Below are 25,787 nucleotides of genomic sequence, written 5' to 3' on the forward strand. Positions count from 1 at the left end.
GGGGAAGGCGGGGCACGTCTATCGAACATACGTTCTTACAGAGCCGGGCGCAAGTCCCCCACCTGCCGTACCAGCGGATTGGCGTCCACCGAGTTGCGGATGCTGAAGGTCACGCTGCCCGCGCGGTAGCGGTCGTCGGACAGCTCGACCGGGCGGCCCTCGTGGGTGGTGGTGATCCGCCGCTGGCGCAGCAACGGGCTGCCCCGCCGCACGGCCAGCAGCCGGGAGTCCTCGGCCCCCGCCGCGACCGCGTCGATGAGGTGCTCGCCGTAGGCGATGACGAGGCCGACGCCGTCGTAGAGGGCCTGGGTGACCGACTCGCACCCGGGGTCGATCCGCTCGACGGCCGGAGCGATCCATCCGGCGTAGACGGTCCGCTCCAGCAGCACCGGCTCGCCTTCGAGCGAGCGCAGCCGCAGCACCGACAGCACCGGATCGCCCGGCTGGAGCGCGAGCCGGGCCGCCTCGGTGGCGTCCGCGCTCCGGCGCCGCTGCTCCAGCACCCGCCCGCTGACCCGGTAGCCCATCGCCCTGGCCCACTGCGCGAAGCTGTTCAGCTCGGCGAAGCTCTGGCTGCGCTCGCGGCCGAGCACGATCCGCCTGGCCCCCTGCCGGGAGCCGACCAGCCCCTCGGTGGCGAGCACCGCCACCGCCTGGCGGACCGTGCCCCGGGAGGCGGCGAAACGGGCGGCGAGCTCGGCCTCCGAGGGCAGCTGCGCCCCCACGGCGTACTCGCCGCGCACGATCGCCTCCCTCAGCTCGGCCGCGATCCCCACGTAGCGCGCCGTCATGATCGCCTCCACCCGGACGCCCGGCCGGGCATCCGCCGGCCGCGCGATCTCGCCTCGTCCCTCAAACTCCCGCCCTTCACCCGGCCCGCCTCCGGCCCCGCCCGGCGGGAGCTCCTTCGCCGCGCACGCCGGGCGGCCGTCCCGCCTCCACCCTAAACAAGCCGGAAACCCCCATGAATCCCCAGCTCCCGCATTCCACTGAAGTACTCCGGGCGTTCATCGGGAGGAAACCGATTGCCGACCTACTGGGTCTAGCTTGTTTGTACAAGTTCGCTTAATTTCATGGCATATCGCGCGACACCCCCTTGGGAGACAACGTGATCGCATCCCGAGTCCGCTCTGCGGGCCTGACCGCACTTCTGCTCGCAGGCGCCACGGCGTGCGGGGCGGCCCCGACCACCGCCACGCCCGCCGGCAGCGGCTCCGCGGCCGGCGTCGACGCCCGGACCGCCGCCTCCGCGGCCGACTTCGGCGGGCTGGACAAGCTCGTCGAGGCCGCCAAGAAGGAGGGCAAGCTCCACGTCATCGCCCTGCCGCCCGACTGGGCCAACTACGGCAAGATCATCGAGACGTTCACCGCGAAGTACGGCATCGAGATCGAGAGCGAGACCCCCGACGCCGCCAGCGCCGACGAGATCAACGCGGTGAAGACCCGCAAGGGCCAGGACCGCGCCCCCGACGTGCTCGACATCGGCCAGTCCTTCGCCATCAGCGGCGCCGCCGAGGGCCTGTTCGCGCCCTACAAGGTCCAGACGTGGGACAAGATCCCCGGCAACCAGAAGGACCCGGGCGGCCTGTGGTTCAACGACTACGGCGGCTACGTCTCGATCGGCTGCGACGCCAAGAAGATCGCCAAGTGTCCGGAGACCTTCGCCGACCTGCTCAAACCCGAGTACAAGGGCAAGGTCGCGCTGAACGGCAACCCGACCAAGTCCGGCTCGGCGTTCGCGGGCGTCTACGCGGCGGCCCTGGCCAACGGCGGCTCCTTCGACGACATCCAGCCCGGCCTCGACTTCTTCAAGAAGCTGAAGGAGAGCGGCAACTTCAACCCGGTGGAGACCACCCCCGCCACCATCGAGAAGGGCGAGACCCAGATCAGCATCGACTGGGACTACAACAACGCCGCCTACGCCCCCAAGATGGCCGAGAAGGGACTCGACTGGAAGACGGTCATCCCGACCGACGGCAAATACTTCCAGCTCTACGCGCAGGCGATCAACAAGGACGCCCCGCACCCGGCCGCCGCCCGGCTCTGGCAGGAGTTCCTCTACAGCCCCGAGGGCCAGAACCTCTACCTCGGCGGCTTCGCCCGCCCGGTGCTGCTGCCCGCCATGAAGGCCGACGGTTCGGTCGACAAGGCCGCCGAGGCCAACCTGCCCCCGGTCGAGGGCGAGCCCACCTTCCCGACCGAGGCCCAGGTCAACAAGGCCAAGGAAGTCCTGGCCGGCGGCTGGGGCGCCGCCGTCGCCGGCTGACCCGTGACGACGACCGACGCGGGCACGGCCGTGCGGGGCGGCCGCGCCCGGACCGGGAGCTGGCCGGCCGCCCTGCCCCTGCTCGCCTTCATGGCGCTGGCCTTCGGGATCCCGACGCTCGCGCTGCTGCTCGGCGCGTTCACCGTCAGGGACCCGCAGACCAGGCTCTCCTCCTTCAGCACGGCCAACGTGGTCGAGAGCCTGCGGGGCGCCTACCTCACCACCCTCCTCAGCAGCGTGCGGCTGTCGGCGCTGGTCGCGGTGGCCGGCGCGGTCCTGGGCACCTTGCTCGCCCAGGCCGTGGTCACCTCCCGCTTCCGGGCGCTGCGCGAGAGCGTGCTGACCGCCTCGGGCGTGCTGGCCAACTTCGGCGGCGTGCCGCTGGCGTTCATCTGGATCGCCACGCTCGGCAACTCCGGCGTGGTCACCACCACGCTGGGGCTGGGCTCGGGAGTGCTGTACAACTTCTGGGGCCTGGCACTGGTCTACATGTACTTCTCGGTCCCGTTGATGGTCCTGGTCGTGACGCCGGCGCTGGACGGCCTGCGCCCGCAGTGGCGGGAGGCGGCGCACAACAGCGGCGCCACCACCTGGCAGTTCTGGCGGCACGTCGGCGTCCCGGTGCTGACCCCCGCGCTGCTCGGCGGCGTCGTCCTGCTGTTCGGCGGGGCCTTCGCCGCCTACGCCACCGCCGCGGCGATGGTCGGCAGCACGGTCCCGCTGGTCACCCTGCAGATCGCCGACGCGCTCACCGGCGACGTGCTGATCGGCCACGAGAACATCGCGCTCGCCCTCAGCCTCGACATGATCGTCATCGCGGTCCTGGTGATGGCGGTCTACCTGCCCCTGCAGAGAAGGAGCTCCCGATGGCTGCGGTAGCCACCGTGCCGGAGCCCGCCCCCGGCGCCGTCTCCCCGCACCCCCGGCGGGTGCGGTTGTGGCGGGGGGCCGTGCTGGGCGTCGCCGCGCTCTACTTCCTCGTCCCGATGGCCGTCTCGTTCTGGTTCACCGTCCACACCGAGGGGAAGGGCCTCTCCCTCGGCGCCTACGGGCGCATCCTGTCGGCTCCCGGGTTCCTCCCGAGCCTGCTGGTCTCCCTCGGGCTAGCCGCCGCCACGATCGTGACGGTGCTGCTGCTGACGCTCCCGGCGATGCTGGCCGTACGGCTCGGCGCCCCGCGGCTGGGGCCCGTGCTCGAACTGGTCGCCACGCTGCCGCTGGTCGTGCCGCCGATCACCTACGTGGTCGGCATCGGCACGGCGCTGCGCGGCGGCACCGAGGCGCTGGCCGCCACCCCGTTCTGGGCGACGATGATCGCGATCCAGAGCGAGCGGTTCCCGGTCGTGCTGGTCCTGGCCTACGTGGTGCTGACGCTGCCGTTCGTCTACCGTTCGCTGGACGCCGGGCTCCGCGTGATCGACGTGCGGACCCTGGTGGAGGCCGCGCGCAACCTGGGCGCCTCGTGGCCGCACGTGATGCTGCGGGTGGTCGTCCCCAACATCCGCTCCGCCATCGCCGGCGCCTCCTTCCTCACCCTCGCGCTGGTGCTCGGCGAATACACCGTCGCCGCCCTGCTCGGCTACCAGACGTTCCCAGTCTGGATCGTGACCGTCTCCGGCAACGACGGGCAGCTGTCGGTGGCCCTGTCCGTCATCAGCCTGCTGCTCATCTGGCTGCTTCTGCTCACCGTCTCGGGAGCGGGAAGGAAGCGTTCATGACCGTCGAACTCCGGGGGCTGCGCCGCGCGTTCGGCCGCACCGTCGCCCTGGACGGCCTGGACCTCACCGTCGAGCAGGGCGAGCTGATGGCCCTGCTCGGCCCGTCGGGCTGCGGCAAGACCACGGCCCTGCGCTGCGTGGCCGGTTTCGAGCACCCCGACGCCGGGGCGGTGCTGGTGGACGGCCGGGACATCACCCGGGTGCCCGCCAACCGCCGGGACGCGGGCATGGTCTTCCAGTCCTACAGCCTCTTCCCCAACCTCAACGCCCGCGACAACGTGGCGTTCGGGCTCCGGGTCCGCAAGGTGCCCGCCGCCCGGCGGCACGCCCGGGCGGCCGAGCTGCTGGAGCTGGTGGGGCTCCCCGCGCACGCCGACCGCTACCCGCACCAGCTCTCCGGCGGCCAGCAGCAGCGCGTCGCGCTGGCCAGGGCGCTGGCGCTGGAGCCCCGGGTGCTGCTGCTGGACGAGCCGCTGTCGGCGCTGGACGCCAAGGTCCGCGTCACGCTGCGGGAGGAGATCCGGCGGCTCCAGCTCGACCTCGGCATCACCACCGTCTTCGTGACCCACGACCAGGAGGAGGCGCTGTCGGTCGCCGACCGGGTCGCGGTGCTCCGCGACGGGCGGCTGGAGCAGTGCGGGGCCCCGGCCGACGTCTACGACCGGCCCGCCACGCCGTTCGTGGCCGAGTTCGTCGGCACGATGAACCACATCCCCGGCCGCGTGTCCGGCGGCGAGGTCGCGGTCCTGGGCCGCTCGCTCCCGGTGGACGGCCCGTCGCCCGCCTCCCCCGACGTGGACGTGCTGGTCCGCCCGGAGGCGGTGCTCGTCACGCCCGATCCGGAGGGCGGGGCGCTGGTCGTGGCGTCGTCCTTCCGCGGCTCCTCCGCGCGGCTGCGGGTGCGGCTGGGCGAGCTGGAGGTCCTCAGCGACGTGCCCGGCCACGACGCGGTACGGCTGGCCCCCGGCACGCGGGTGGCCCTCGGTCTCGTGCAGCGGCCCGTCCTGGTCGCCGAGCGGGCCGCGGCCGCCACCGGGCGCGCCCCCGCCGGGACGGAGGCTCCCGCCGGTGCCGGCTGAGCTGCGCGCCGTCCTGTTCGACATGGACGGCACACTCGTGGACACCGAGGGGCTGTGGTGGCAGGCGTGCGCGACGGTGGCGGCCGAGCTCGGCCTGGAGCTGGCCGGGGCCGACACCGACCACGTGCTCGGCCGGCCCGTCGAGCACACCGCCGCCCATCTCCTACGGCGCGTCCTCGCCGGGCAGGACCGCACACGGCGGGGCGGCACGCGGCAGGGGCGGCCCCGTCCCGACGGGGTGCCCGCGCGCCCCGGCCCGCCCGCCCCCGGCCCGGCTCCCTCCGGCCCGGCTCCCTCCGGAACGGCCGGTCTCCCCGGAACCGCCGATCCCTCCGGAACGGCCGGCGCGCGGGCCGCCGGGACATCCGCCGAGACCGTCGGCGCGCGGCTCACCGGAGCCTTCGCCGAGCGGATCGCGGGCGGGGTGACGCCGCTGCCCGGCGCGATCCGGCTGCTGGACGAGCTGCGGGCGGCGGGCGTGCCGGCGGCGCTCGTCAGCGCCTCCCCCCGGCGGGTCGTGGACATGGTGCTCCGCACGGTCGGGGCGGAGCGCTTCCGCGTGGTCGTGGCCGCCGAGGACACCGCGCGCGGCAAGCCGTCGCCGGATCCCTACCTGAAGGCGGCCGCGGCGCTGGGGGCCGACCCCGCCGAGTGCGTGGCGGTGGAGGACAGCCCCACCGGGCTGGCCGCCGCCCACGCCGCGGGATGCCGGGTGGTGGCGGTGCCCGGCGACGGGGCGGTGCCGTACGGCGTGCTGGCCGTCGGCAGCCTGGAGAAAGTCGATCTGTCACTGTTGCGGCGGCTGGCCGCCGGGAAGATCTCGGTAAGCTGAGCCACTTCATTGACGGTAAATGCGGTTAGGTATGACGGTGAACAACCTCACTCCGGGCGATCCTCTACAGATCGGTCGATACCGCGTGCTCAGCCGGCTCGGCCGAGGCGGTATGGGCACGGTCTACCTCGGCGAGTCCCCCGAAGGGCAGCAGGTCGCCATCAAGGTGATCAACTCGGAGTACAGCCAGCACGAGCAGTTCAGGATGCGGTTCCGCCGTGAGGCCGACGCGGCCCAACGGGTCCGTCGCTTCTGCACCGCCGCGGTGATCGAGGCCGCGCTCGACGGCGACCAGCTCTACGTCGTCACCGAATACGTGGCCGGCCCGAACCTGGAGGACGCCGTGCAGTCGGGGGGGCCGCTCCGCGGCTCCAGCCTCGACGCGCTCGCGGTCGGCGTGGCGACCGCCCTCACCGCCATCCACGGTGCCGGGGTCGTGCACCGCGACCTCAAGCCGTCCAACGTCCTGCTCTCCCCGGTCGGTCCCCGGGTGATCGACTTCGGCATCGCCCGTGCCCTGGACACCCTCAGCGGCATCACCGGCACCGGCGAGATCGTCGGCACGCCCCGCTACATGGCGCCCGAGGTGCTGCGCGGCGAACCGGTCTCCCCCGCGTGCGACGTGTTCTCCTGGGGCTGCCTGATGGCCTTCGCCGCCAGCGGCCAGGCGCCGTTCGGCGGGGAGGCGGTGGCCGCGGTGGTCTACCAGGTGCTCAACACCGAGCCCTCCCTGGAGGGCATGGATCCCGCGCTGCGCGAGCTGGTGACCTACGCGATCGCCAAGGACCCCCGCAACCGGCCCACCTCCCAGCAGGTCCTCGACCACCTCGTCGGCCGCTCGGCCGCGCCCGAGCAGACCGTCCGATCGGTCCAGACCGTCTGGCAGCAGAGCCCGCCCGCGGTCCACCAGATCCAGCCGACCTGGCAGCAGAACCCGCCCACGCTCCAGCAGAGCCAGCCCACGCTCCAGGGGACCGCCCAGTGGCCGGGATCCGTGCCGCCGGGGCAGCACACCGGCCCCGGCCACACCGGCCCCGGCCACACCACCACGGCCGCGCCCGCCGGGCGCTCCACCGGGCGGAAGAAGCTGATCGCCGGGGCGGCGGTGGCGGCCCTGGTCGCGGTGGGCGGCGGCTCCGCCCTCTATCTCTCGCTCGCCGCCGGCGGGCCGCCCGCCAACCTCGACCTGCTCTACCAGAACGACTTCACCCAGACCGGGAGCGGCTGGAGCGGCGGCACCTACGACGGCAGCGACAGCAGCGGCTACGCCCCCGAGGGCTACTACGCCATCGACGTGGACGGCGACGACTCCGTGCTGCGGGAGAAGGCGCCGGTGCCCTTCGCGACCGCGCCCCCGGCCACCCCCGACCCCTCGGCCAGTCCCACACCGCTGCTCCCCGCCCGCATGCTGCTCGGCGTCGACGTCGGGATCCGCGACGGCAGCACCGGCCTGGGCGAGTACGGCCTGTTCTGCCGGGGCGAGGACACCTACGAGGCGACCCGCTACGAGTTCCTGCTCGACACCGCGGGCAACGCCCGCATCCGCAAGAGCGTCAAGAGCGCCGGAGGGGAGCTCACCAAGCCCGTCCAGGTCACGCTGCCCAAGGGCGGGCCCGTCCATCTCCAGGCCGAGTGCTCGGACACCCCGGACGGCGTGCGGCTGGCCATGTGGGTCGACGGCGACCGGGTCCAGTCGTTCGTGGACTCCAACCCGCTGCCCTCCGGCGAGGTCGGCTTCATCGCCCGGGTCGGCGAGGACGGCAAGGCCAAGCTCCTGACCTCCTTCGACAACTTCACCATGCACGGCGCCAAGGACGAGGCGGCCGCCGGCAAGCCCTGACCCGGAACAACGAGTGATCACCGCGGGGTTGGGGAGGATCGAAGCACTCGACTGAGCGAAGGAGTCCGGCACGATGCGCGCCATAGTCGTCTCCGCCACCGGCGGCCCCGAGGTCCTCACCTGCACCGACCATCCGGACCCCAAGGTGAACCCGGGTGACGTGCTGATCGACGTCGCGGCCGGCGGAGTGAACTTCATCGACGTCTACCACCGGATGGGCCGCTACCCGCTGTCCCTGCCCTTCGTCCCCGGCAACGAGGGCGCGGGCACCGTCGTGGCGGTCGGCGAGGACGTGCGGGACTTCTCCCCCGGCGACACCGTGGCGTGGGCGAACGTGATGGGCAGCTACGCCGAGCGCGCCGTGGTGCCCGCCTCCCGCCTGCTCGCCGTGCCCGACGGCGTCCCGGCCGACGTCGCGGCGGCCATCATGCTCCAGGGGATGACCGCGCACTACCTGACCCACTCCACCTACGAGGTGAAGCCGGGCGACGACGTGCTGGTGCACGCCGCGGCCGGCGGCATGGGCCTGCTGCTCACCCAGGTCGCCAAGCTGCGCGGCGCCCGGGTGATCGGCACGGTCTCCAGTGAGGAGAAGGCGAAGCTGGCCCGCCGGGCGGGCGCCGACGAGGTGCTCCGCTACGACGGCTTCTCCGAGGCGGTCCGTGAGCTGACCGGCTCCGGCGTGCACGTGGTCTACGACGGCGTGGGCGCGGCCACCTTCGACGGGAGCATCGCCTCGCTGCGCCCGCGCGGCATGATGGCCCTGTACGGCCAGGCCAGCGGCCCGGTCCCGCCCGTCGACCCGCAGACCCTCAACGCGCGCGGCTCCCTCTTCCTGACCCGCCCCACCCTCACCCACTACGTCGCCACCCGCGACGAGCTGGTCTGGCGGGCCACCGACCTCTTCGGCTGGGTGGCCTCGGGACAGCTCCAGGTGCACATCTCCCACCGTTATCCCCTCGCCGAGGCCGCCCGCGCCCACGAGGACCTGGAGGCGCGCCGGACCACGGGCAAGATCCTGCTCATCCCCTGATCCCCCGCCTCCCCTGATCCACCCCGCCGGCCCCGGCCGCCGCCCGCACGGCGGCGGCCGGTCTCATTCCGGCCGGTCTCATTCCGGCCGATCTTCTTCCGGCCGGTCCCGCTCCCCGAGCCCGACGGGGAAGGCGTCGAAGTGGACGATGACGCGCGCGGTGTCCGGGACCCCCTCGCCCCTTTCCCGGGCCCTGTCGTGATAGGCGTCGAGGACCTGGGTGACGTCACGCACGAGGTCGGCGAGCTCCTCCCTGGTCAGGTGCACCGCCACGCGGGAGTTGACCCCCGCCTCGATCCACGGCCGCGGGGTGGTCCGTGACTCCTCCAGCCAGTTGGCGAGCTCGGCACGCCGCTGGCGGACCATCTCCGCGAGGAGGAACTCGGCGGCCTCCGCCGTATCGGGGTCACGGCGGAGGCGGTCACCGTCGAAGGCGAAGCTACGGGTGCGCCACCAGCGCTCCTTGCCCTTACCGCGCTCCGGTATGTCCTCGATGAGCCCGTGCCGCTCCAGGCGGCGCAGGTGGTAGCTCGTGGCCCCGGTGTTCTCCCCGGTCAGGGCGGCGAGCTGGGTCGCCGTCGCCGGGCCGTGACGTTCCAGCAGATCCAGCAGGCGGAGGCGGGAGGGGTGGGCAAGCCCCTTGAGCGCCGAAGCGTCAAGGCCGTGGGTCTTGTCATCCATCATGTGCAGCCCTATCTTTGCAAAGAATTGTTTGCACACTTTCCCTTACACGATACCGGAGGCTCGGATGACCGGGCGATCATTCCGCTGGCTGTGGGCCGCGTCCGGCCTGTCGAACGTCGGCGACGGCGTCGCGGTCGTCGGCGTCTCCCTGATCGCGGTGACCCTGACCAGATCGCCGTTCCTGGTGTCCCTGGTCAGCGCTGCGGCGACGCTGCCCTGGCTGCTGCTCTCGCTGCACGCGGGCGCGATCGTCGACCGGCACGACCGGCGCCGGATCATGGTCACCGCGAGCTGGGCCCGGGCCGGCGTGCTCGCGGCCCTGGCCGTGACCGCCTGGCTGGGGGTGCTCAGCCTGCCGGCGCTGCTCGCCGGAGCGCTCCTGATCGGCGTCGCCGAGGTCTTCTCCGACACCTCCGCGCAGTCCGTGCTGCCGATGGCCGTCCCACGCGACCGCCTCGGCAGCGCCAACGGGCAGCTCATCGCCGTGCAGACGGTCGGCAACAACTTCCTCGGCGGCCCGCTGGCCGGGCTCCTGATCGGATCCGGCGCCGCCGCGGTGCTCGGGGTGCCCGCCCTGCTCTACGCCGTGGCGGGACTGGCCCTGACCGGCATGCGCGGGCGGTTCCGGGTCGAGACCCCGTCGACGCGCGCCCTGCGCGCCGACATCGCCGACGGGCTGCGCTACCTGCGCGACCACCGCATCCTGCGCGCGCTCGCCGCCTTCGCCGGCGTGCTCAACTTCGCCAACGCCGCCTACTTCGCGGTCTTCGTGCTGTGGGTCGTCGGCGAGGAGTCACGGGTGGGCCTGCCCGCCGGCGACTACGGCGTCCTCACCGCGGCGCTGGCCGCCGGGGCGGTGACGGGCTCCCTGCTTGCCGGGTGGCTGGCCCGCCGCGTCGGCCAGGTCAGGACGATGCTCACCGCCAACCTCGCCAACGGCTTCCTGCTGCTGGTGCCCGTCCTGCTCCCCACCCCGGTGGCGATCGGCGTCACCGCCGTGTTTCTCGGAGCGACCAACGCCGCCTCCAACGTCATCCTGGTGTCGCTGCGGCAGCGGCTCATCCCCGAGGACCTGATCGGCCGGGTCAACTCGGGCTACCGCCTGATCGGCATGGGGGCCTCGCCCCTCGGCGCGGCGGCCGGCGGGGGCCTCGGCGCCTACGCCGGGCTGCCCACGGTCTTCTGCACCGCCGCCGCGCTGTGCGTCGTCGCCGTCGTCCTCGTCTCACGCGCCGTCTCCACCCGCTCGGTGGCCGCCGCGGAGGCGGCGTCCGACCGGCCCGTCCTTCAGCCGGCATGACCGGGTCACCCGGTAAGCCCGGATCGGCGCGGCACGTGATCGGCGTGGTGGAGGGTCAGCTCAGTGGGTGATCGGCATGGTGGAGGGTCAGCGCAACGGATGGGCCGGCCACTCCAGCAGCCGGGCGCCCAGCACCGCCGTCTCCAGGGTGAACCGCTGCGTGGGATCGTCGGGGGAGAACCCGGTCAGGCGGCGGATCCGCTCCAGTCGGTAGGTCACCGCCCGGGTGCTGACACCGAGCCTGCGCGCGGCGGCGGTCTGGTTGCCCTGGGAGGCGAAGACGGCCTCCAGTGTGCCGAGCAGCGGCTCCGGGCCGCCCCTGGCCTCCAGCAGCGGGCTGAGCACGGTCGTCACCAGATCCTCGATGGCCGCCCTGTCCCGCAGAAGCACCGGGAAGACCAGCAGGTCGGCGGCCTTGAGCACCGATGCCCGCAGCCCCAGCCGGTCACCGAGCTCGATGGCGCCGGCGGCCTCCCGGTAGGAGGTGACCACCCCGCCCGGCCCCCGGTGGGGCCGCCCCAGCCCGACCCGCCAGCCGGGCGCGAACAGCTGTCGCACATGGTGGGTGAACTCCCCCGTCGCCACGGCGAGACTGCCCGGGGCGACGCACACGAGCCCGTCGTCACGGACCGCCACCAGCACGTTGTGCGAGCCGAACCGGGTGACCAGCGACTCCTCGATCCGCCGGGCCAGCGCGTCACCGTCCCGCACCGCCCACACCCCGCCGTCCCTGGAACCGTCCTCCGCCGCGCCGCCGTACCCCCGGCCGTCCCCCGCCGCGCCGCCCCCGGAACCGTCCTCCCCCGGCCCCGCGGGGCGGGCGACCGCGACGACGTAGGTCTCGGCCAGCCGGAGGCCGAAATGCTCGGCCCGCTCGGCGAGCCGGTCGGCCCGCCCCTGGAGCAGGTCGTCGACGAACTCCCTGCGCGCGGCCTCCTCCTGGCGCAGGGCCAGCCGCTGGGCGTCCTCATAGCCTTCCATCAGGGCGGAGACGGCCCGCCGCAGGACCGGCAGCGGGGCCGCGCTCGCGGATTCGGCCATGGCCAGGGCGGCCTCGACCAGCGCGCGCAGCGACACGCCCGACTCGGCGGCCCGCGCGCCCGCGGCGCGGTAGTCGTCCAGCGCGGCGCGGTCGGGCAGCCAGCCGGTCTCGGCCGCGGCCGCCAGAACGCGGAGGTGCCCACCGAGCAGGTCGGCGGGCACCCGCGGGACCTCGTCCATCAGACTCCTACGTCACGCCGATCGAAGGCGAGGACGGCGATCAGGAGCAGTATGACCGTCGCTCCCGCGAGGACCAGGTAATCACCCGGGGGGAAGCCCTGGTAGAGCGGTCTGCCGTCCAGGTAGTAGTGGAAGGGCGACAGCCGGCGGAGCCAGGAGATCGCCTCCACGTTCCGGCCCATGCTCTCGATCACGTAGCCGCCCACCGCGACCACGCCCACCACGGCCATGGCGAGCCCCTTGCGTCCGGTGGCCGCGCCCACCGTGAGAGCCAGCGTGCCGAAGAACAGGCCGAGCAGGAAGACCCCGGTGTGCCCGGCCAGGATCCTGCCCGGGGCCACGTCCAGGCCGGCCGCCGCCGCCAGCCCCCAGACCGCGAGGAACGTCACCGCCGCCACACCCAGCAGACCGAGCGCGAGGGCGGCCGAGCGCTCCAGGACCAGCCTCCTGCGGTCGATCGGCAGTGTGACGGTCAGCTCCAGCGTGCCGGACTCCTCCGGCTGCGCGATGGCCCGGTTGCCGAGGATCACCGCGCAGGCGGCGAACAGCATCGGCCCGAACAGCTGGTAGACGAGACTGTGCAGGTAGCCGACGCCGGTGGTGAAACCCTCCAGGCCCCCCATCAGGTCACGCATGGCGCCGGGGAACTTGGCCAGCGCCATCTGCCCGTAGAGCTGGGGGTTCTTGGCGATGCTGGGATAGAACGACAGATACAGTCCGAAGAACGCGGTGATGCCGACCGTCCAGCCGACCAGCGCCCTGCGGTAGTCCCGCAGGCTCTTAGACACCAGCGCGGGCATGACGCTCCTCCTCTCCCTCTTCGCTGTAGTAGGTGAGGAAGATCTCCTCAAGGTCGGGCTGGGCGCTGACCATGTGCACCACGGTGAACTGGGCCGCCGCCTTCACCAGCGCGTCGGGGCGGCCGTCGATCGTACAGCGGACGCTCGCGCCCTCCACCCGCAGGTCCCGCACGCCCGGCAGGTCCTCGAACGCCTCCCGGGGCACCGGCGCGTCGAAGTGGAACTCCACCCGCCGCACCGCCTTCTCCCGCAGCGCGGAGATGTCCTCCACCGCCACCAGCCGCCCGCCGCGCACGATCCCGACCCGGTCGGAGACGTCCTCGACCTCGGCGAGCACGTGCGAGGACATCAGCACGGTCCGGCCCGCGGCGCGGACCTCGCGGACCATCGCCAGGAACTCCTGCTGCACCAGCGGGTCCAGGCCGCTGGTCGGCTCGTCGAGGATCAGGAACTCCGGCTCGTGCATGAATGCCTGGATGAGGCCGACCTTCTGCCTGTTGCCCTTGGACAGCTTGCCCATGGGCACCGACAGATCGGCTTCCAGCCGCTCGGCCAGCACCTCGATCCGCTCCCGGGACACGCCGCCGCGCACCCCGGCCAGGAAGGCGAGATAGTCACTCGCCCTCTCCCTGCCCTCCAGGGCCAGCTCCCCGGGCAGGTAGCCGATCCGGCCGCGCACCGCCGCGTCACGGGGATCGACGCCCAGCACGCTCATCCGGCCCCTGGTGGGCCGGATCACGTCGAGGAGCAACCGGATGGTGGTCGTCTTGCCGGCACCGTTCGGGCCGAGATACCCGAACACCTCCCCGGGATGGATCTCCAGGTCGAGATCTTCAAGGCCCCGGCGCCTGCCGTAGAACTTGGTGAGTCCCTCGGTCCGCACTACCGCTGTCATGCCCATGATGGTGGCGGCCCGCCCCGGCCCGGACCATGACCGGATCCCCACAGTTGGCCCCGCGTTCGTTGCCCGGATCCGGAACCCGCCCCGGCCCCGGCCGCAGGGCGTCCGGCCCCGGGCTCAGCCCCGTACGGCCCGCCACACCACGGCGGGCCGCATGAGCGCCGAGGGCGGGTCCAGCAGGCCGCTCACCCGGCTGAAGGCGACCGCGACCCGCGGGTCCCGCGCGGCGACCCGCTGCAGCCTGCCGATGTAGGCGTTGAGCAGGCGGACCTGCAGGGTCCGTTCCGCCTCGGCCTCCCGCAGGGCGAGGTCGGCGCCGGTGGACAGCTGCCAGGCGGGGTCGAGGGCTCTGGCGACGGCGGTGAAGTAACGGCGGGCGAGGCCCTCGGCGCCCCCGCGCAGGCACTCGCGCATCGCGAGCGCGTCCAGGGCGCCGATCGACATGCCCTGGCCGTAGATCGGGTTGAAGTTGCAGATCGCGTCCCCGGTGACGAGCAGCCCTTCAGGGAAGCGGCCCAGCCGCTCGTAGCGGCGCCGCACGCTGGTGGGGATCCGGGCCGCGCCGATCTCGCCGAGAGGTTCGGCCGCGCGCACCGCGGCGGCCACGTCGGCGGGGGCCACCTCGTCGAGCCAGGCGAAGAACCCCTCCGGGTCGGTCGGCGGGCGCACCCCGGCGCTGCCGCCCAGCGTCACCAGCCAGCGGTCGCCCTCCACCGCGCAGAGCGCGGCGCCCTTGGGCTGTCCCCGGTAGGTGCCCACGAGGATCATGCGGTCCTCGCCCAGCGCCCCAGCGGCGAGTCTGAGGTACCACGTCGCGTAGGCGACCTCGACCTTGACGGTCTCCTCCTCCGGCCGCTCGTACCCCATGGACTCCAGCCAGGCGAGCGTCCGCCCGCCCCGACCCATCGCGTCGACGACGAGATCGGCGGGCAGCTCCCGCTCGCCGCCGTCTCCGGCGATCCGCGCGCCGGTGACCCTGTCCCCCTCGGCCATGATCCCGGTGACCTGGCTGCGGTCCGCCGTAACCAGGTTCGGCAGCCGTCGTACCCTGCGCAGGATGTGACTCTCCAGGAAGGGACGGGTCGCCGACACCCCCTTCTCACCGGTCGGCATCCGCGCGAACTCGTGGCCTCCCATGATCATCCGGAGCTGCACGATCATCTCGTACGGCACGGCGCCCCCGGCGACCAGCTCCCCGGTCAGGCCGGGGAACAGCTCCTCCAGGATCCGCAGGCCACGCGGGAGCAGGGCGTGCGCGTGGAACCCCTGGGGCACGCCCCTGCGGGGGGTGTCCTCCCCCAGCGCGTCGCGTTCGACGAGGGTCACCCGGTCGTAGTGGTCGGCCAGCACCCGCGCGGCGAGCAGCCCGCTGACTCCTGCCCCCAGGACGATCGCGTGCTCTGTGGCCTTACGGACCATGGGTGCCTCCGGGATGGCGGGGATGATGCCATGCAATCTGCCGGAAAGCCCATGAAAGATCGAGACTTGACGGCCTCGCCGACACGACGGCGGCGTGGCGGGTCACGTGCCGGACGGCCGTGACGGCCGGCCCATCGCTGAGCCGGTGGCCGGGCAGCGGCGGCACAGCCTGATCGGCCGCTCCCCGCGACCGTGACCGGGCGCGTGTTGCCTTGACACCGGCGACAGGGTTCTAACGTGACTGCGACGGGCGGGTGAGGAGGCCGGAACCCGGCCGACGGCTACGCAAGTCATCGCACCGGCCGACCAGAGGAATGTCGATGAAGTTCGCGATCAGCTACAACACCGCCTACTACGGCGCTGACCCTGACAGGATCATCGCCTATGCCCGGCACGCCGAGGACTGCGGTTTCGAGTCGCTGTATCTGCCTGAGCACATCGTGCTGTATCCCGGGGCGATGGCCGGGCCCTTCGAGCTCCCGCCGTCGCTGCCCTACGTCGATCCGCTCGACTGCCTGAGCTTCGTCGCCGCGGCCACCCGGCGGATCCTGCTCGGAACGGGTGTGCTGCTGCTGCCCTACCACCATCCGGTGGTCCTCGCCAAGCGCCTGGCGACCGTCGACGTGCTGTCCAGGGGGCGGATGCGGCTGCTGACCGTGGGGCTCGGCACCCTGCCGGGCGAGGCCCGGGCGGTGGGGGTCGACTTCAGCACCCGCGGCCGCCGTGCCGACGAGGCGATCGACGTGATGCGGCTGCTCTGGGCCGGCGGCGAGGACGGCGTCAGCTTCGCCGGGGAGTTCTTCTCCTTCGACGACCTGTGCAGCTTTCCCAAGCCCTACGGGGTCGCACACCTGCCGATCCACATCGGCGGATCGAGCCGGGCGGCCGCGCGCCGGGCCGGACTCCGCGGCGACGGATACTTCCCGGGTGGCGCGCTCGATCCGGACGAGCGCGCCCTCCAACTGGACCTCGCCCGGTCGACCGCCGCAGAGGCCGGCCGCAGCCCGCAGGCACTGGAGTACACCCGGTGGGGATCGATCGACATGACCGCCGAACAGGTCGAGGCACTCGCCGCGCAGGGCGTGACCCGCATCGTCGTGACCCCCACCGCCACCGAGCCGGACCGGCAGCGCGACGAGATGTCCGCGTTCGCCCAGCGGTTCGCCCTCCTCGAACACCTCTCCAGCTAGTCCGGCACGACGTCACCGGCGCGACATCACTGGCACGGCACCCGTCCGGCACGGCACCCGTCCGGCACGGTGCCGGTCCGGGGCGGCAGGCGGGCACAGGCACGCGGGCCGGGTCTATCGTGAGGCCATGAATCCGGGTCTATCGTGAGGCCATGAATGTGGACACGGCCTTCGTGCTCGGCGGCGGAGGCGTGCTCGGCGCCCACGAGGTGGGCATGCTGCAGGCGCTGGACGAGGCGGGCATCAGGCCGGACGTGATCGTCGGCACGTCCGTGGGAGCGCTGAACGGCGTCATGCTGGCGGCCGCCCCCGGCGACGCGGTCGCCGGTCTGACCCGGCTGTGGCGCTCCGACGTGGTCCGCACCGCCTTCGGCGGGTCGTGGATGACCCGGCTGTCCACCCTCGCCAGGACGGGCACCCACCTGCACTCCCCCGGCCCGCTGCGCGGCCTGCTGACCGAGATGCTCCCGGTCTCCAGCATCGAGGACCTCGCCGTGCCGTTCCAGTGCGTGGCGGCCTCCGTCGAGCGCGCCACCGCCCACTGGTTCACCGAGGGCCCTCTGGTCGACGCCGTCCTCGCCTCCTGCGCCGTCCCCGGCCTGCTGCCCCCCGTCCGCATCGGCGACGACCACTTCCTCGACGGCGGCCTGGTCCACAGCATCCCGGTCGGCCGCGCCGTCACCCTCGGCGCCCGCCGCGTGTACGTCCTGCACGTCGGCCGGATCGAGCGGCCCCTGGTCGCCCCGCGCCGCCCGTGGGAGGTCGGCCTGATCGCCTTCGAGATCGCCCGCCGCCACCGCTTCGCCGAGGAGATGGCCGCCCTCCCCACCGACCTCGAGGTCCACGTCATGCCCGCCGGCGGCGGAACCCGCCCCGGAGTGGACCTCTCCCAGCTGCGCTATCGGGACGCGTCACGTATATCTGAATACATAGAACGCGCCTACAGGGCATCGTCCCAGTATCTGGCCCAGCGCTCGACGCGCTGAGCCGGGCCGTTCAGGCCATGTCCCGGCAGGAGGTCTCCATGCTCCCTCCCCGCATCCTCCGCCGCCTGATCCTCGCGCCCCTCGTCATCGTGCTCACCGTGGTCGCGGTGGTCACGCTTCCGATCTGGCTGCTGGTGGTGACCGCGGCCTCCCTGCGCCTGCCGCCCCCGCAGCGGCGCGGCACCCGGCTGGTCTGGTTCGCGGCGGCATGGCTGACCCTGGAGTCGATGGCGCTGGTCGCCTGCCTGGGACTCTGGGTGGCCGGCGGGTTCGGCGGGAGGCTCCACCGGGACGAGCAGCAGGAGCGGCACTACGCCCTGATCCGGTGGTTCCTGTCCCGGGTGTACGGCGCCGCCGTACGGATCTTCGGCCTGAGCGTCGAGGTCGACGAGCCGGCGCAGACCGCCGACGAGCTCTCCCGCCGGCTCACCCGCCCGGTCATCGTCCTGTCCCGCCACGCGGGCCCCGGCGACTCCTTCCTCCTGATCCACCATCTCCTCAGCGTGTACGGCAGGCGCCCGAGGATCGTGATGAAGGCGATCCTCCAGCTCGACCCGTCCCTGGACGTGGTGATCAACCGCCTCCCCAACGCCTTCGTCCCCCGCAGGACCGCCGAGAGCGGCATCCTCACCGAGATCCGCCGCCTGGCCTCGGACATGGACGCCGACGACGCCCTGGTGATCTTCCCCGAGGGCGGGAACTTCACCCCCAGGCGCCGCCTGCGGGCCATCCTCCACCTGGAGCGCAAAGGGCTGGCGGAGGAGGCGGCCCGGGCCCGCGGGATGGAACACCTGCTGGCCCCCCACCCCAACGGGGCCATCACCGCCATCGAGTCCTGCCCCCAGGCGGACGTGGTCTTCGTCGCCCACACCGGCCTCGACGACCTGGTCACCCTCGGCGACCTCTGGCGCAGGCTCCCGATGCGCGCCGAGATCAAGGCCCGGTGGTGGCGGGTGCGGGCCGCCGACGTCCCCCGCGACCGCGAGAGCCGGATCCACTGGCTCTTCGACCACTGGGAGGAGATCGACGCCTGGATAGCCGAGAACCGGCCCGCCCCGGCGGCGAAGACCTGACCACACCCGCTCGACCCGCGCCGCCGGACGGAGCGGCTCCGGGCCCCGCCGATCAGCCGGCGCGGCTCCTCCCACCGGTCCTGTCACCAGTCCCGGGAGAGGGCGGACACGCGGCTCACCAGTCCTGGGAGAGGCCGGACATGCGGCGGAGGTATTCGTCCTCGTCGATCTCACCGGCCGCGTAGCGGCGCTTCAGGATCTCCTTGGGGTCGTCGAGCCCGGGCCGGCGCGCCCGCGACGCGCGGAACACCAGGGCGGCGCCGAGGACCACCGCGGCGACCACGGCCATGATGAAGAGGATCAATACGACCCGGGTCATCTTTCACTCTCCATGCCTCTATTCTGCGAGAAATCGGGTGCGCCGTGCGGAGATCCGCCGGGCGGCAGCAGCGGCAGGCCCTGCGGGGCGCCGCCTTCCAGGAGCCGCAGCAGGGCGTCGGTGTCCACATGGCGTTCGATCAGGTCGCCGAGGGCGTCCAGCCGCTCCTCACGCGCCGCGGCGAAGGAGACGCCGGGGGCGGGGGTGAAGTCACGGCCGGAGACGGCCGCCACGTCGGTGAGGAACGCCCGGCGGAAGTCGTCGTTCTCCAGGGCCCCGTGCCAGGTGGTGCCCCAGACCGAGCCGGACCGGCAGCCGTCCAGGAAGGGATCGCCGCCCTCGGCCGTCACGACGCCGTGATGGATCTCGTAGGCCGCGACGCGGCAGCCGTACGCCTCGCCGACCGGGCGGCCCAGCGTCTTCTCGGCGGCGAACTCCACCGTCGCGGGCAGCAGCCCGAGCCCCTCGACCGAGCCCGCCCCGGACTCGACGTCGTCGCGGATGGTCCGGGCGAGCATCTGGTAGCCGCCGCAGATGCCGAGCACGGCCCGGCCGGGCAGGGCGTCGGCCAGACCGGTGGCGCGCAGCCAGGCCAGGTCGGAGACCGTCGCCCGAGAGCCCGGCAGCACCACCAGGTCGGCGTCGTCCAGCTCGGCCGGGGAGGTCACGAAGCGGACCACCACACCCGGCTCGGAGGCCAGGGCGTCGACGTCGGTGAAGTTGGAGATGCGCGGCAGCCTGACCACCGCGACCCGCAGGGTCTGCCCGCCGTACGGCGGGCGCGCCCCGACCGCGGGGCGGTTGTCCAGGGCGAGGGAGTCCTCGACGTCCAGCCAGAGGCCGTCCAGCCAGGGCAGCACGCCGTACACCTCGCGGCCGGTCAGCTCCCTGATCATGTCTAGGCCGGGTTCGAGGAGCTCACGCGCCCCCCGGAACTTGTTGATCACGAACCCGGCGATCAGCGCCTGGTCGGCGGGCTCCAGCAGGGCCACCGTCCCGTACAGCGAGGCGAAGACCCCGCCCCGGTCGATGTCGCCGACCACGACGACCGGCAGATCGGCGGCGCGGGCCAGGCCCATGTTGGCGATGTCGCCCCTGCGCAGGTTGATCTCCGCCGGGCTGCCCGCACCCTCGCAGACCACCACGTCGTAGGTGCCGCGCAACCGCTCCAGCGCCTCCACCGCGACCTGCCGGAGCCGGTCCTTGACGTCCCAGTATTCCATCGCGTCGACATCGGCCAGCGGCCTGCCCATCACCACGACCTGGCTGCGCCGGTCGCTGCCCGGCTTGAGCAGGATCGGGTTCATGTCGGCGGTGGGCTCCAGTCCGCACGCCGCGGCCTGCATCGCCTGCGCCCTGCCGATCTCGGCGCCGTCGGCCGTGACGAAGGAGTTCAGCGACATGTTCTGCGCCTTGTACGGTGCGACCTTCACGCCCTGCCGGGCCAGCCAGCGGCAGATCCCGGCGGTGACGACGCTCTTTCCGGCGTCGGAGGTCGTCCCGGCGACCAGCAGGGAGCCTCTCACGCGCCCACCGGACACGATCGTGCGGACGGCGCGGCGGACGCGGTCACGGTGCGAACGGGCCTGGGACCGCCGGGACCGGTCAGGATCACGGGCAGCTCCTCGAATGGATCGACAATCATGGTGACCAGCATGACGCGCGACACGCCGCACCGCCCACTCAGGTCACAGGATTGTCAACGCCAGGACCCATGACGCCCGTTCGTGTCCCCCGGCCACCGGCGTGTGAGCCCATACCGCCCGCCCGCTCATGACGCGGAGCCCGTGCCGCACGTGACCACCGGCACGAGGACCCCGGCACCGCACGTGACCACCGGCACGAGGACCGCAGCACCGCACGTGACCACCGGCACGAGGTCCGCAGCACCGCACGTGACCACCGGCACGAGGACCCCGGCACCGCACGTGACTACCGGCGTGAGGTCCGCAGCGCCGCGAGAACGGCCAGGCCGGCGGCGGCACAGCCCACCGCCCGAGCCAGCCGTACGGACCTGCGGATGTCCTTGACCGACGGCTTGGGCCCGTCGCCCATCTCGGGCCGGTGCTCGACGCGGTGGCCGTAGACGTTGGTGCCGCCGAGGGTGACGTCCAGCGCCCCGGCGAAGGCGGCCTCGCACCGGCCCGCGTTGGGACTGGGGTGACGGTGGCCGTCCTCGCGCAGCACTGCCGCCGCCCGGCGGACCGAACCGCCGGCCAGGGGGGCGGCGAGGACGGCGAGCACCCCGGTGATCCGGGCGGGGACGAAGTTGGCCACGTCGTCGAGCCGGGCCGCGGCCCAACCGAAACGCTCGTAGCGGGTACTGCGGTGACCGACCATCGCATCCAGCGTGTTGACCGCCCGGTATGCCAGCAGCCCGGGGACTCCGGCCACCGCGCCCCAGAACAGCGGCGCCACGACGGCGTCGGAGGTGTTCTCGGCGATCGACTCGACGGTGGCCCTGGCCAGCTCGGGCGCCTCCAGCAGCGAGGGGTCGCGTCCGCACAGGTGGGACAGTCTCCCGCGCGCCCCGGCCAGGTCGTGAGCCTCCAGGAACTCCGCCATGGCCACCCCCTCGCGCCCCAGCGTCGTGCCGCCCAGCACCGACCAGGTCGCCACGGCGCTCAGCGCGCCCCTCGCCACCGGGTTCCCAGTGCGGGCCGCGGCCACCCCGAGCAGCGCCGCCGGGCCGACGCACAGCGCCACGTACAGGACTCCGTTGGGCCGGGCGTCGCCGTACACCCGCCTCTCCAGCGCCGCGGCGGCCCGCCCGAACAGCGCCACCGGGTGGGCGCGCCGCGGGTCGGCGAAGACGGCGTCGAGCGCGACCCCGGCGAGCATCCCCAGCGCCTCGGCCCGCCTCGACGCGGGCCGGCCGGCCGAGAACCTGAATCCCGGTCGGTCAGACGCGAACCTGGACGCGGACCGGTCAGATGAGATGGGCATGGAGCTCGTCCTGGTTGGTCTCGAGCCAGGCGCAGGCCCGGCGGATGCGCTCCCCCGCGCCCCCCTCCCACATGCGGGACCAGCCGCCGCCTGTGGTGAGAGCCTTGGTGCGCATGGCGTGGTAGGAACGGTCGAAGCGGAGCCGGGCCAGATCGAGGAGGCGGCGGCGGTCGCGCGACGCCAGGCCGTACGCGTCACAGAACAGCCGCAGCCGCGGACCGACCTCCAGATCGCGCTGGAACGGCCCCAGATCGAGGGGATCGGCGATCGGCGCCCAGTGCCGCAGGGTGGTCACCACGTCGAACAGCCGGGTCGTCGGCCGGGCCATGTCGAAGTCGATCAACGCGGCGGGGAGCCCGTCACGGAAGATCACGTTGTCGAGGTTGACGTCACAGTGGCCGATCAGCTCGGGGGCCGCGTCGTCGTTGGAACCGGCCTCCCAGACGGCCTGCGGCGGCGGGACGAAGCTCGCCGAAGCGTCATGGAAACGCCGCAGCAGCCCCGCCAGCGCGGCGAGCGACTCGTCGGTGACCGCGTAGGCGGCCGGCGGTGTGACCGCGGAGTCGCCCTCGACGAAGGTCAGGACCTCCCGCCCCTGCGCGTCCAGTCCCACCACCCGGGGCGCGCCGCCGAACCCGGCCGCCTCCAGATGCCGCAACAGCGCGTGCACGGACGGAGTGGAAGGCCGGGTGGGCCTGCGGACGGTGTCACCGACCCGCACCACCCCGTCGGTCACGTCACCGCCCAACAGGGGGATCTCCTCATGGACCGTGCCGGCGAACATGACATACGAGCCTAGACCGGTCCACCAGCCGAGAAGACCCGTTTCGGATAACCATGTCCCCCCATCAAGACATCTCCGGCCCGCCCGTAAAGCCCTCTCGCCCGGCCGCCCCCCACCTTTTCCACGCGGATCACCACCGGCTCCAGGAGAGTCACCATCGGTCCGCCGGAGCCACCAGAACGGTCGCGGCGCCGGTCAGCCCCCCGGACAGGCACCTCAGGCACCCCTCCGACAGCACCGGCCACCGGCCCCGTAAAGTGATCCTCGCGACACGAGCGCCGATCCGATGCATGGACACTCCTCAGATCATGCACAATTAGGCGGGAGCGCCCTTAGCTCAGCTGGATAGAGCATCGGACTTCTAATCCGACGGTCGCAGGTTCGAATCCTGCAGGGCGCGCTTCGCATGACCAGCAAAGAGAGCCTCTGACCAGCAACAACGCTGGGCAGAGGCTCTCTTGCTGTGTGCGATGGTGTGCGACTGTCGGCGGGCGACTGCGGCTGGCTGTGCCAAATACGTGCGCAACCTCGTCCTTGATCGTTCATGCCCAGCTGTCACCAGCACGACCGAAAAGAGGAGTGTGACGGCCGGATTTCTCCTACGGAGGCGTCTCTCATCATGTGGGGTCCGGCTCATCCATGATCATCTAGAGCAAAGGCACGCGAGGCGACCGGACTGCCCGACATTGCACAGCTGATCACCTCAGAGCCGGAGTCTTCCGCCGAAGACACCAGGGCAGGTCATGCAGCCAGCGAACAGTGTGACCCCAATGAGCAGCGCTCGTTCTAACGAAAATTCGTTTTGTGCAGTGAGACATAGGTCGATCCGATAAGAATTGACCCATGCCTAATGACACGTTATATACCGCCAACTGGAGGCTCGGAAAGCTATCGGAAGTCGAGCAGCGACTATGCACGGCGTTCATACAGGACGAAGTGGTTGATCTTAGGGTGAGCGATCCAGAGAAGGACAATCCACAACAAGGCGGCGAATGGGGCAACGAGCGGCAAGTTCGGGCTGAGGTCATCGCAGCGCTACTGCTGTCGAATGTGCAGCCGGCTATCGGTCGAGTGACGGCGCTACGCCTGGTAGGAGCACGTGTGACCGGCAAGTTGGCTCTAGCTCGTGCGGAAGTAAAGTCCTCTCTGTCCCTAGAGAGATGCTGGTTCGAGGCACCGATATGCCTGGACGAGGCTGCGACTCATACAGTGATTTTGGCTGGCAGCGTCGTTCCCAGCCTAGCTGTGAACGACACGAAGATCGACGGACACCTCTGGCTGTATGAATGTCGTGCGCAGGGCATCAGCTTGACTGATGCCCGCATCGCCGGCCAGCTTGGCTTCAGCGGAGCCCGACTGACCAACCCCAACGGAACAGCACTCGGCGCCGATGGGCTGGTCGTCGAAGGAGGCATGTTCTGCGATAAGGGATTCCAGGCGGAAGGAGAAATCCGCCTCCCGAGCGCCCGCATCGCCGGCCAGCTCAGCTTCAACGGAGCCCGACTGACCAACCCCAACGGAACAGCACTCGGCGCCGATGGGCTGGTCGTCGAAGGAGGCATGCTCCTCCAAGGAGGATTCCAAGCGGAGGGGGGAATCCACTTTCTGGACGCCCGCATCGCTGGCCCGCTCAGCTTCAACGGAGCCCGACTGTCTAACCCCAACGGAACAGCACTCAATGCCAATGGGTTAGTCGTCGAAGGAGGCATGCTCCTCCAAGGAGGATTCCAAGCGGAAGGAGAAATCCGCCTCCGAGGCGCCCGCATCGCCGGCCAGCTCAGCTTCAACGGAGCTCGACTGACCAACCCCAACGGGACAGCGCTCAGTGCCGACCGGCTGATTGCTGAAGGAGGCATGTTCTTCCGAGAGGGATTCCAGGCGGAAGGAGAAATCCGCCTCCGAAGCGCCCGCATCGCCGGCCAGCTTGGCTTCAGCGGAGCACAACTGACCAACCCCAACGGAACAGCACTCGGCGCCGATGGGCTGGTCGTCGAAGCGGAGATGTTCTGCAATGAGGGATTCCAGGCGGAAGGAGAAATCCGCCTCCCGGGCGCCCGCATTGCCGGCCAGCTCAGCTTCAACGGAGCCCGACTGACCAACCCCAACGGACCAGCACTCGGCGCCGAACGGCTAGTCGCCGAAGCGGATGTGTTCTGCGATGAGGGATTCCAGGCGGAAGGAGGAATCCGACTCCGAGGCGCCCGCATCGCCGGCCAGCTGGACTTCAGCGGAGCTCGACTGACCAACTCCAGCGGACCAGCACTCAGTGCCGAGCGACTGGTTGTCGAAGAAGGCATGTTCTTCCGAGAGGGGTTCCAGGCGGAAGGAGGAATCCGCCTCCTAGGCGCCCGCATTGCCGGCCAGCTCAGCTTCGACGGAGCTCGACTGACCAACCCCAACGGGACAGCGCTCAGCGCTGACCGGCTGGTCGTCGAAGCGGACATGTTCTGCGATGAGGGGTTCCAGGCGGAAGGAGAAATCCGCCTCCTAGGCGCCCGCATTGCCGGCCAGCTCAGCTTCGACGGAGCACAACTGACCAACCCCAACGGGACAGCGCTGGCGTGCGCGGGTGTTGAGGCCGACTCCCTGTGGTTGAGGGCAGGATTTGTCGCCAGGGGAAAAGTCGATCTTAATGGCGGGCGAGTGGGAACACTGCTCGATAACCCTTTTTGCTGGCCAGCCGATCTGAATCTGAACGAGCTGGTCTACAACGACCTAGAGCCGGATCTGCCTGCCCAGAAGCGGTTGCTGTGGCTACGCCGAGGCAAGAAGACATATCAGGCTCAGCCGTACGAGCAGTTGGCAACCTACTATCGCCGCCAGGGTCATGATGAAGAGGCCCGGCAGGTCCTGCTGGCCAAGCAGCGCCACCATCGGGCCGAACGGCCTTGGTATGCAAGGATCTGGGGCTATCTACTTGACGTAATGATCGGCTACGGCTACCGACCCGGGCGGGCCGCCCTATGGATGTTGGGGCTATTGGCTGCGGGCAGCGTGTTCTTCAACTACCACCGCCCAGTGCCGATCAAGGCAGGCGAACATCCCTCTTACCAGCCAGTGCTCTATGCCGCCGACGTGTTACTGCCGATCGTCAACCTTGGCCAGGAGAGCGCATTCAAACATTACGGGCTGGCGCAGTGGGTCGCCTCTTCGATGATCCTGCTCGGCTGGCTGTTCGCCACGGCTGTCATTGCGGGTGTTACTCGCGTACTCACCCGTAACTAGCATCGATCAACCGGCGTGCCGCCTGCAACCTTGCCCAGTGCGACCAAGATCGGGCCGACATGCCCTCTCCACTGTCTGGGGCGGTCAGAGGCACAGCCGGGTTCGACGGTGAGGATGCCGTGGGCCTGGAGGGTTCGAAGACAAGTTCACTGAGATCTACGACGAGAACTG

At 71.6% G+C, this 25,787-nt stretch carries 22 protein-coding genes and 1 tRNA gene; 13 read left to right on the forward strand and 10 right to left on the reverse strand.

The annotated features are described in order from the left end of the window. Positions 1–35 precede the first annotated feature (35 nt). Positions 36–791, reverse strand: coding sequence for a GntR family transcriptional regulator (locus ACZ6R6_RS23115; RefSeq protein ID WP_470096412.1), 756 nt, complete (start codon positions 789–791; stop codon positions 36–38). A 317-nt stretch (positions 792–1,108) separates the two neighbouring features. Here ACZ6R6_RS23115 and ACZ6R6_RS23120 point away from each other — a divergent pair, with 317 nt between their 5' ends. The 7 genes from ACZ6R6_RS23120 (at position 1,109) to ACZ6R6_RS23150 (ending at position 8,768) form a co-directional block, all read left to right on the forward strand. Continuing rightward, positions 1,109–2,266, forward strand: a complete 1,158-nt coding sequence (locus tag ACZ6R6_RS23120; protein ID WP_470096414.1) for an ABC transporter substrate-binding protein — start codon at positions 1,109–1,111, stop codon at positions 2,264–2,266. A gap of 3 nt (positions 2,267–2,269) precedes the next feature. Beyond that, positions 2,270–3,145: an ABC transporter permease gene (locus ACZ6R6_RS23125; RefSeq protein WP_470096416.1), complete on the forward strand. Its 876-nt coding sequence runs from the start codon at positions 2,270–2,272 to the stop codon at positions 3,143–3,145. Then, complete coding sequence (locus ACZ6R6_RS23130; RefSeq protein ID WP_470096418.1) at positions 3,133–3,984, forward strand: ABC transporter permease; 852 nt, start codon at positions 3,133–3,135, stop codon at positions 3,982–3,984. Before ACZ6R6_RS23125 ends, ACZ6R6_RS23130 begins: the two co-directional genes overlap by 13 nt. Then, entirely contained in the window at positions 3,981–5,063 is a 1,083-nt protein-coding gene (locus tag ACZ6R6_RS23135; protein WP_470096420.1) for an ABC transporter ATP-binding protein, read from the forward strand. The genes ACZ6R6_RS23130 and ACZ6R6_RS23135 overlap by 4 nt, the downstream gene beginning before the upstream one ends. Continuing rightward, the gene (locus ACZ6R6_RS23140; RefSeq protein WP_470096422.1) at positions 5,053–5,895 is read left to right on the forward strand and encodes an HAD family hydrolase; all 843 of its coding nucleotides are present in this window, start codon (positions 5,053–5,055) and stop codon (positions 5,893–5,895) included. Before ACZ6R6_RS23135 ends, ACZ6R6_RS23140 begins: the two co-directional genes overlap by 11 nt. A 31-nt stretch (positions 5,896–5,926) precedes the next feature. Continuing rightward, positions 5,927–7,735 (forward strand): serine/threonine-protein kinase, encoded by a 1,809-nt coding sequence (locus ACZ6R6_RS23145; RefSeq protein WP_470096423.1) that lies wholly within the window; start codon positions 5,927–5,929, stop codon positions 7,733–7,735. Positions 7,736–7,808: 73 nt separating this feature from the next. After that, positions 7,809–8,768 carry a quinone oxidoreductase family protein gene (locus ACZ6R6_RS23150; protein WP_470096425.1) on the forward strand — a complete coding sequence of 320 codons (960 nt, stop codon included), beginning with the start codon at positions 7,809–7,811 and terminating at the stop codon, positions 8,766–8,768. 78 nt (positions 8,769–8,846) lie between these two features. Here the strand turns inward: ACZ6R6_RS23150 and ACZ6R6_RS23155 are convergent, their stop codons facing one another. Further along, entirely contained in the window at positions 8,847–9,452 is a 606-nt protein-coding gene (locus tag ACZ6R6_RS23155) for a helix-turn-helix domain-containing protein (RefSeq protein ID WP_470096427.1), read from the reverse strand. 64 nt (positions 9,453–9,516) lie between these two features. Here ACZ6R6_RS23155 and ACZ6R6_RS23160 point away from each other — a divergent pair, with 64 nt between their 5' ends. Further along, complete coding sequence (locus ACZ6R6_RS23160; RefSeq protein ID WP_470096429.1) at positions 9,517–10,752, forward strand: MFS transporter; 1,236 nt, start codon at positions 9,517–9,519, stop codon at positions 10,750–10,752. An 87-nt stretch (positions 10,753–10,839) separates the two neighbouring features. Here ACZ6R6_RS23160 and ACZ6R6_RS23165 read toward each other — a convergent pair whose 3' ends face one another. The 4 genes from ACZ6R6_RS23165 to ACZ6R6_RS23180 all read right to left on the reverse strand — a co-directional run bounded on the left by ACZ6R6_RS23165 (position 10,840) and on the right by ACZ6R6_RS23180 (position 15,093). Continuing rightward, positions 10,840–11,973: a PucR family transcriptional regulator gene (locus tag ACZ6R6_RS23165; protein ID WP_470096431.1), complete on the reverse strand. Its 1,134-nt coding sequence runs from the start codon at positions 11,971–11,973 to the stop codon at positions 10,840–10,842. Beyond that, on the reverse strand, positions 11,973–12,773 hold the full coding sequence (locus ACZ6R6_RS23170; RefSeq protein ID WP_470096433.1) for an ABC transporter permease subunit: 801 nt from the start codon (positions 12,771–12,773) through the stop codon (positions 11,973–11,975). The genes ACZ6R6_RS23165 and ACZ6R6_RS23170 overlap by 1 nt, the downstream gene beginning before the upstream one ends. Further along, positions 12,754–13,668 carry an ABC transporter ATP-binding protein gene (locus ACZ6R6_RS23175; RefSeq protein WP_470096435.1) on the reverse strand — a complete coding sequence of 305 codons (915 nt, stop codon included), beginning with the start codon at positions 13,666–13,668 and terminating at the stop codon, positions 12,754–12,756. Before ACZ6R6_RS23175 ends, ACZ6R6_RS23170 begins: the two co-directional genes overlap by 20 nt. Before the next feature lie 123 nt (positions 13,669–13,791). Beyond that, a complete protein-coding gene (locus tag ACZ6R6_RS23180; RefSeq protein WP_470096437.1) occupies positions 13,792–15,093 on the reverse strand; it encodes an FAD-dependent oxidoreductase in 1,302 nt (433 codons plus the stop codon). A 320-nt stretch (positions 15,094–15,413) separates the two neighbouring features. On the opposite strand from ACZ6R6_RS23180, the gene ACZ6R6_RS23185 reads away from it, so the two are divergent. From ACZ6R6_RS23185 to ACZ6R6_RS23195, 3 genes are all read left to right on the forward strand, one after another. After that, entirely contained in the window at positions 15,414–16,283 is an 870-nt protein-coding gene (locus ACZ6R6_RS23185; protein ID WP_470096439.1) for a TIGR03619 family F420-dependent LLM class oxidoreductase, read from the forward strand. 152 nt (positions 16,284–16,435) lie between these two features. After that, positions 16,436–17,269: a patatin-like phospholipase family protein gene (locus ACZ6R6_RS23190; protein ID WP_470096441.1), complete on the forward strand. Its 834-nt coding sequence runs from the start codon at positions 16,436–16,438 to the stop codon at positions 17,267–17,269. A 38-nt stretch (positions 17,270–17,307) separates the two neighbouring features. Further along, entirely contained in the window at positions 17,308–18,342 is a 1,035-nt protein-coding gene (locus ACZ6R6_RS23195; RefSeq protein WP_470096443.1) for a 1-acyl-sn-glycerol-3-phosphate acyltransferase, read from the forward strand. A gap of 115 nt (positions 18,343–18,457) precedes the next feature. On the opposite strand, the gene ACZ6R6_RS23200 is transcribed toward ACZ6R6_RS23195, so the two are convergent. The 4 genes from ACZ6R6_RS23200 to ACZ6R6_RS23215 form a co-directional block, all read right to left on the reverse strand. Next, positions 18,458–18,661, reverse strand: a complete 204-nt coding sequence (locus ACZ6R6_RS23200) for an SHOCT domain-containing protein (protein WP_306866126.1) — start codon at positions 18,659–18,661, stop codon at positions 18,458–18,460. Continuing rightward, entirely contained in the window at positions 18,658–20,187 is a 1,530-nt protein-coding gene (locus tag ACZ6R6_RS23205; protein ID WP_470096445.1) for a cobyric acid synthase, read from the reverse strand. The genes ACZ6R6_RS23200 and ACZ6R6_RS23205 overlap by 4 nt, the downstream gene beginning before the upstream one ends. 406 nt (positions 20,188–20,593) lie before the next feature. Continuing rightward, positions 20,594–21,607 carry a cobalamin biosynthesis protein gene (locus ACZ6R6_RS23210; protein ID WP_470096447.1) on the reverse strand — a complete coding sequence of 338 codons (1,014 nt, stop codon included), beginning with the start codon at positions 21,605–21,607 and terminating at the stop codon, positions 20,594–20,596. Further along, complete coding sequence (locus tag ACZ6R6_RS23215; protein WP_470096449.1) at positions 21,591–22,391, reverse strand: phosphotransferase enzyme family protein; 801 nt, start codon at positions 22,389–22,391, stop codon at positions 21,591–21,593. Before ACZ6R6_RS23215 ends, ACZ6R6_RS23210 begins: the two co-directional genes overlap by 17 nt. 326 nt (positions 22,392–22,717) lie before the next feature. Here ACZ6R6_RS23215 and ACZ6R6_RS23220 point away from each other — a divergent pair. Both ACZ6R6_RS23220 and ACZ6R6_RS23225 read left to right on the forward strand, forming a co-directional pair. Further along, positions 22,718–22,791 (forward strand) — tRNA-Arg (locus tag ACZ6R6_RS23220). Between the two features lie 845 nt (positions 22,792–23,636). Then, complete coding sequence (locus tag ACZ6R6_RS23225) at positions 23,637–25,616, forward strand: hypothetical protein (RefSeq protein ID WP_470096451.1); 1,980 nt, start codon at positions 23,637–23,639, stop codon at positions 25,614–25,616. The last annotated feature ends 171 nt before the right edge of the window (positions 25,617–25,787 follow it).

The sequence above is a fragment of the Streptosporangium sp. NPDC048886 genome, assembly GCF_055586905.1.

Coding starts and splice junctions, on each gene's coding strand:
- ACZ6R6_RS23115 (WP_470096412.1), bottom strand. CDS start 791: ATGACGGCGCGCTACGTGGGGATCGCGGCCGAGCTGAGGGAGGCGATC.
- ACZ6R6_RS23130 (WP_470096418.1), top strand. CDS start 3,133: ATGGCTGCGGTAGCCACCGTGCCGGAGCCCGCCCCCGGCGCCGTCTCC.
- ACZ6R6_RS23135 (WP_470096420.1), top strand. CDS start 3,981: ATGACCGTCGAACTCCGGGGGCTGCGCCGCGCGTTCGGCCGCACCGTC.
- ACZ6R6_RS23145 (WP_470096423.1), top strand. CDS start 5,927: ATGACGGTGAACAACCTCACTCCGGGCGATCCTCTACAGATCGGTCGA.
- ACZ6R6_RS23150 (WP_470096425.1), top strand. CDS start 7,809: ATGCGCGCCATAGTCGTCTCCGCCACCGGCGGCCCCGAGGTCCTCACC.
- ACZ6R6_RS23155 (WP_470096427.1), bottom strand. CDS start 9,452: ATGATGGATGACAAGACCCACGGCCTTGACGCTTCGGCGCTCAAGGGG.
- ACZ6R6_RS23160 (WP_470096429.1), top strand. CDS start 9,517: ATGACCGGGCGATCATTCCGCTGGCTGTGGGCCGCGTCCGGCCTGTCG.
- ACZ6R6_RS23165 (WP_470096431.1), bottom strand. CDS start 11,973: ATGGACGAGGTCCCGCGGGTGCCCGCCGACCTGCTCGGTGGGCACCTC.
- ACZ6R6_RS23170 (WP_470096433.1), bottom strand. CDS start 12,773: ATGCCCGCGCTGGTGTCTAAGAGCCTGCGGGACTACCGCAGGGCGCTG.
- ACZ6R6_RS23175 (WP_470096435.1), bottom strand. CDS start 13,668: ATGACAGCGGTAGTGCGGACCGAGGGACTCACCAAGTTCTACGGCAGG.
- ACZ6R6_RS23180 (WP_470096437.1), bottom strand. CDS start 15,093: ATGGTCCGTAAGGCCACAGAGCACGCGATCGTCCTGGGGGCAGGAGTC.
- ACZ6R6_RS23185 (WP_470096439.1), top strand. CDS start 15,414: ATGAAGTTCGCGATCAGCTACAACACCGCCTACTACGGCGCTGACCCT.
- ACZ6R6_RS23190 (WP_470096441.1), top strand. CDS start 16,436: ATGAATGTGGACACGGCCTTCGTGCTCGGCGGCGGAGGCGTGCTCGGC.
- ACZ6R6_RS23195 (WP_470096443.1), top strand. CDS start 17,308: ATGCTCCCTCCCCGCATCCTCCGCCGCCTGATCCTCGCGCCCCTCGTC.
- ACZ6R6_RS23200 (WP_306866126.1), bottom strand. CDS start 18,661: ATGACCCGGGTCGTATTGATCCTCTTCATCATGGCCGTGGTCGCCGCG.
- ACZ6R6_RS23210 (WP_470096447.1), bottom strand. CDS start 21,607: ATGCCCATCTCATCTGACCGGTCCGCGTCCAGGTTCGCGTCTGACCGA.
- ACZ6R6_RS23215 (WP_470096449.1), bottom strand. CDS start 22,391: ATGTTCGCCGGCACGGTCCATGAGGAGATCCCCCTGTTGGGCGGTGAC.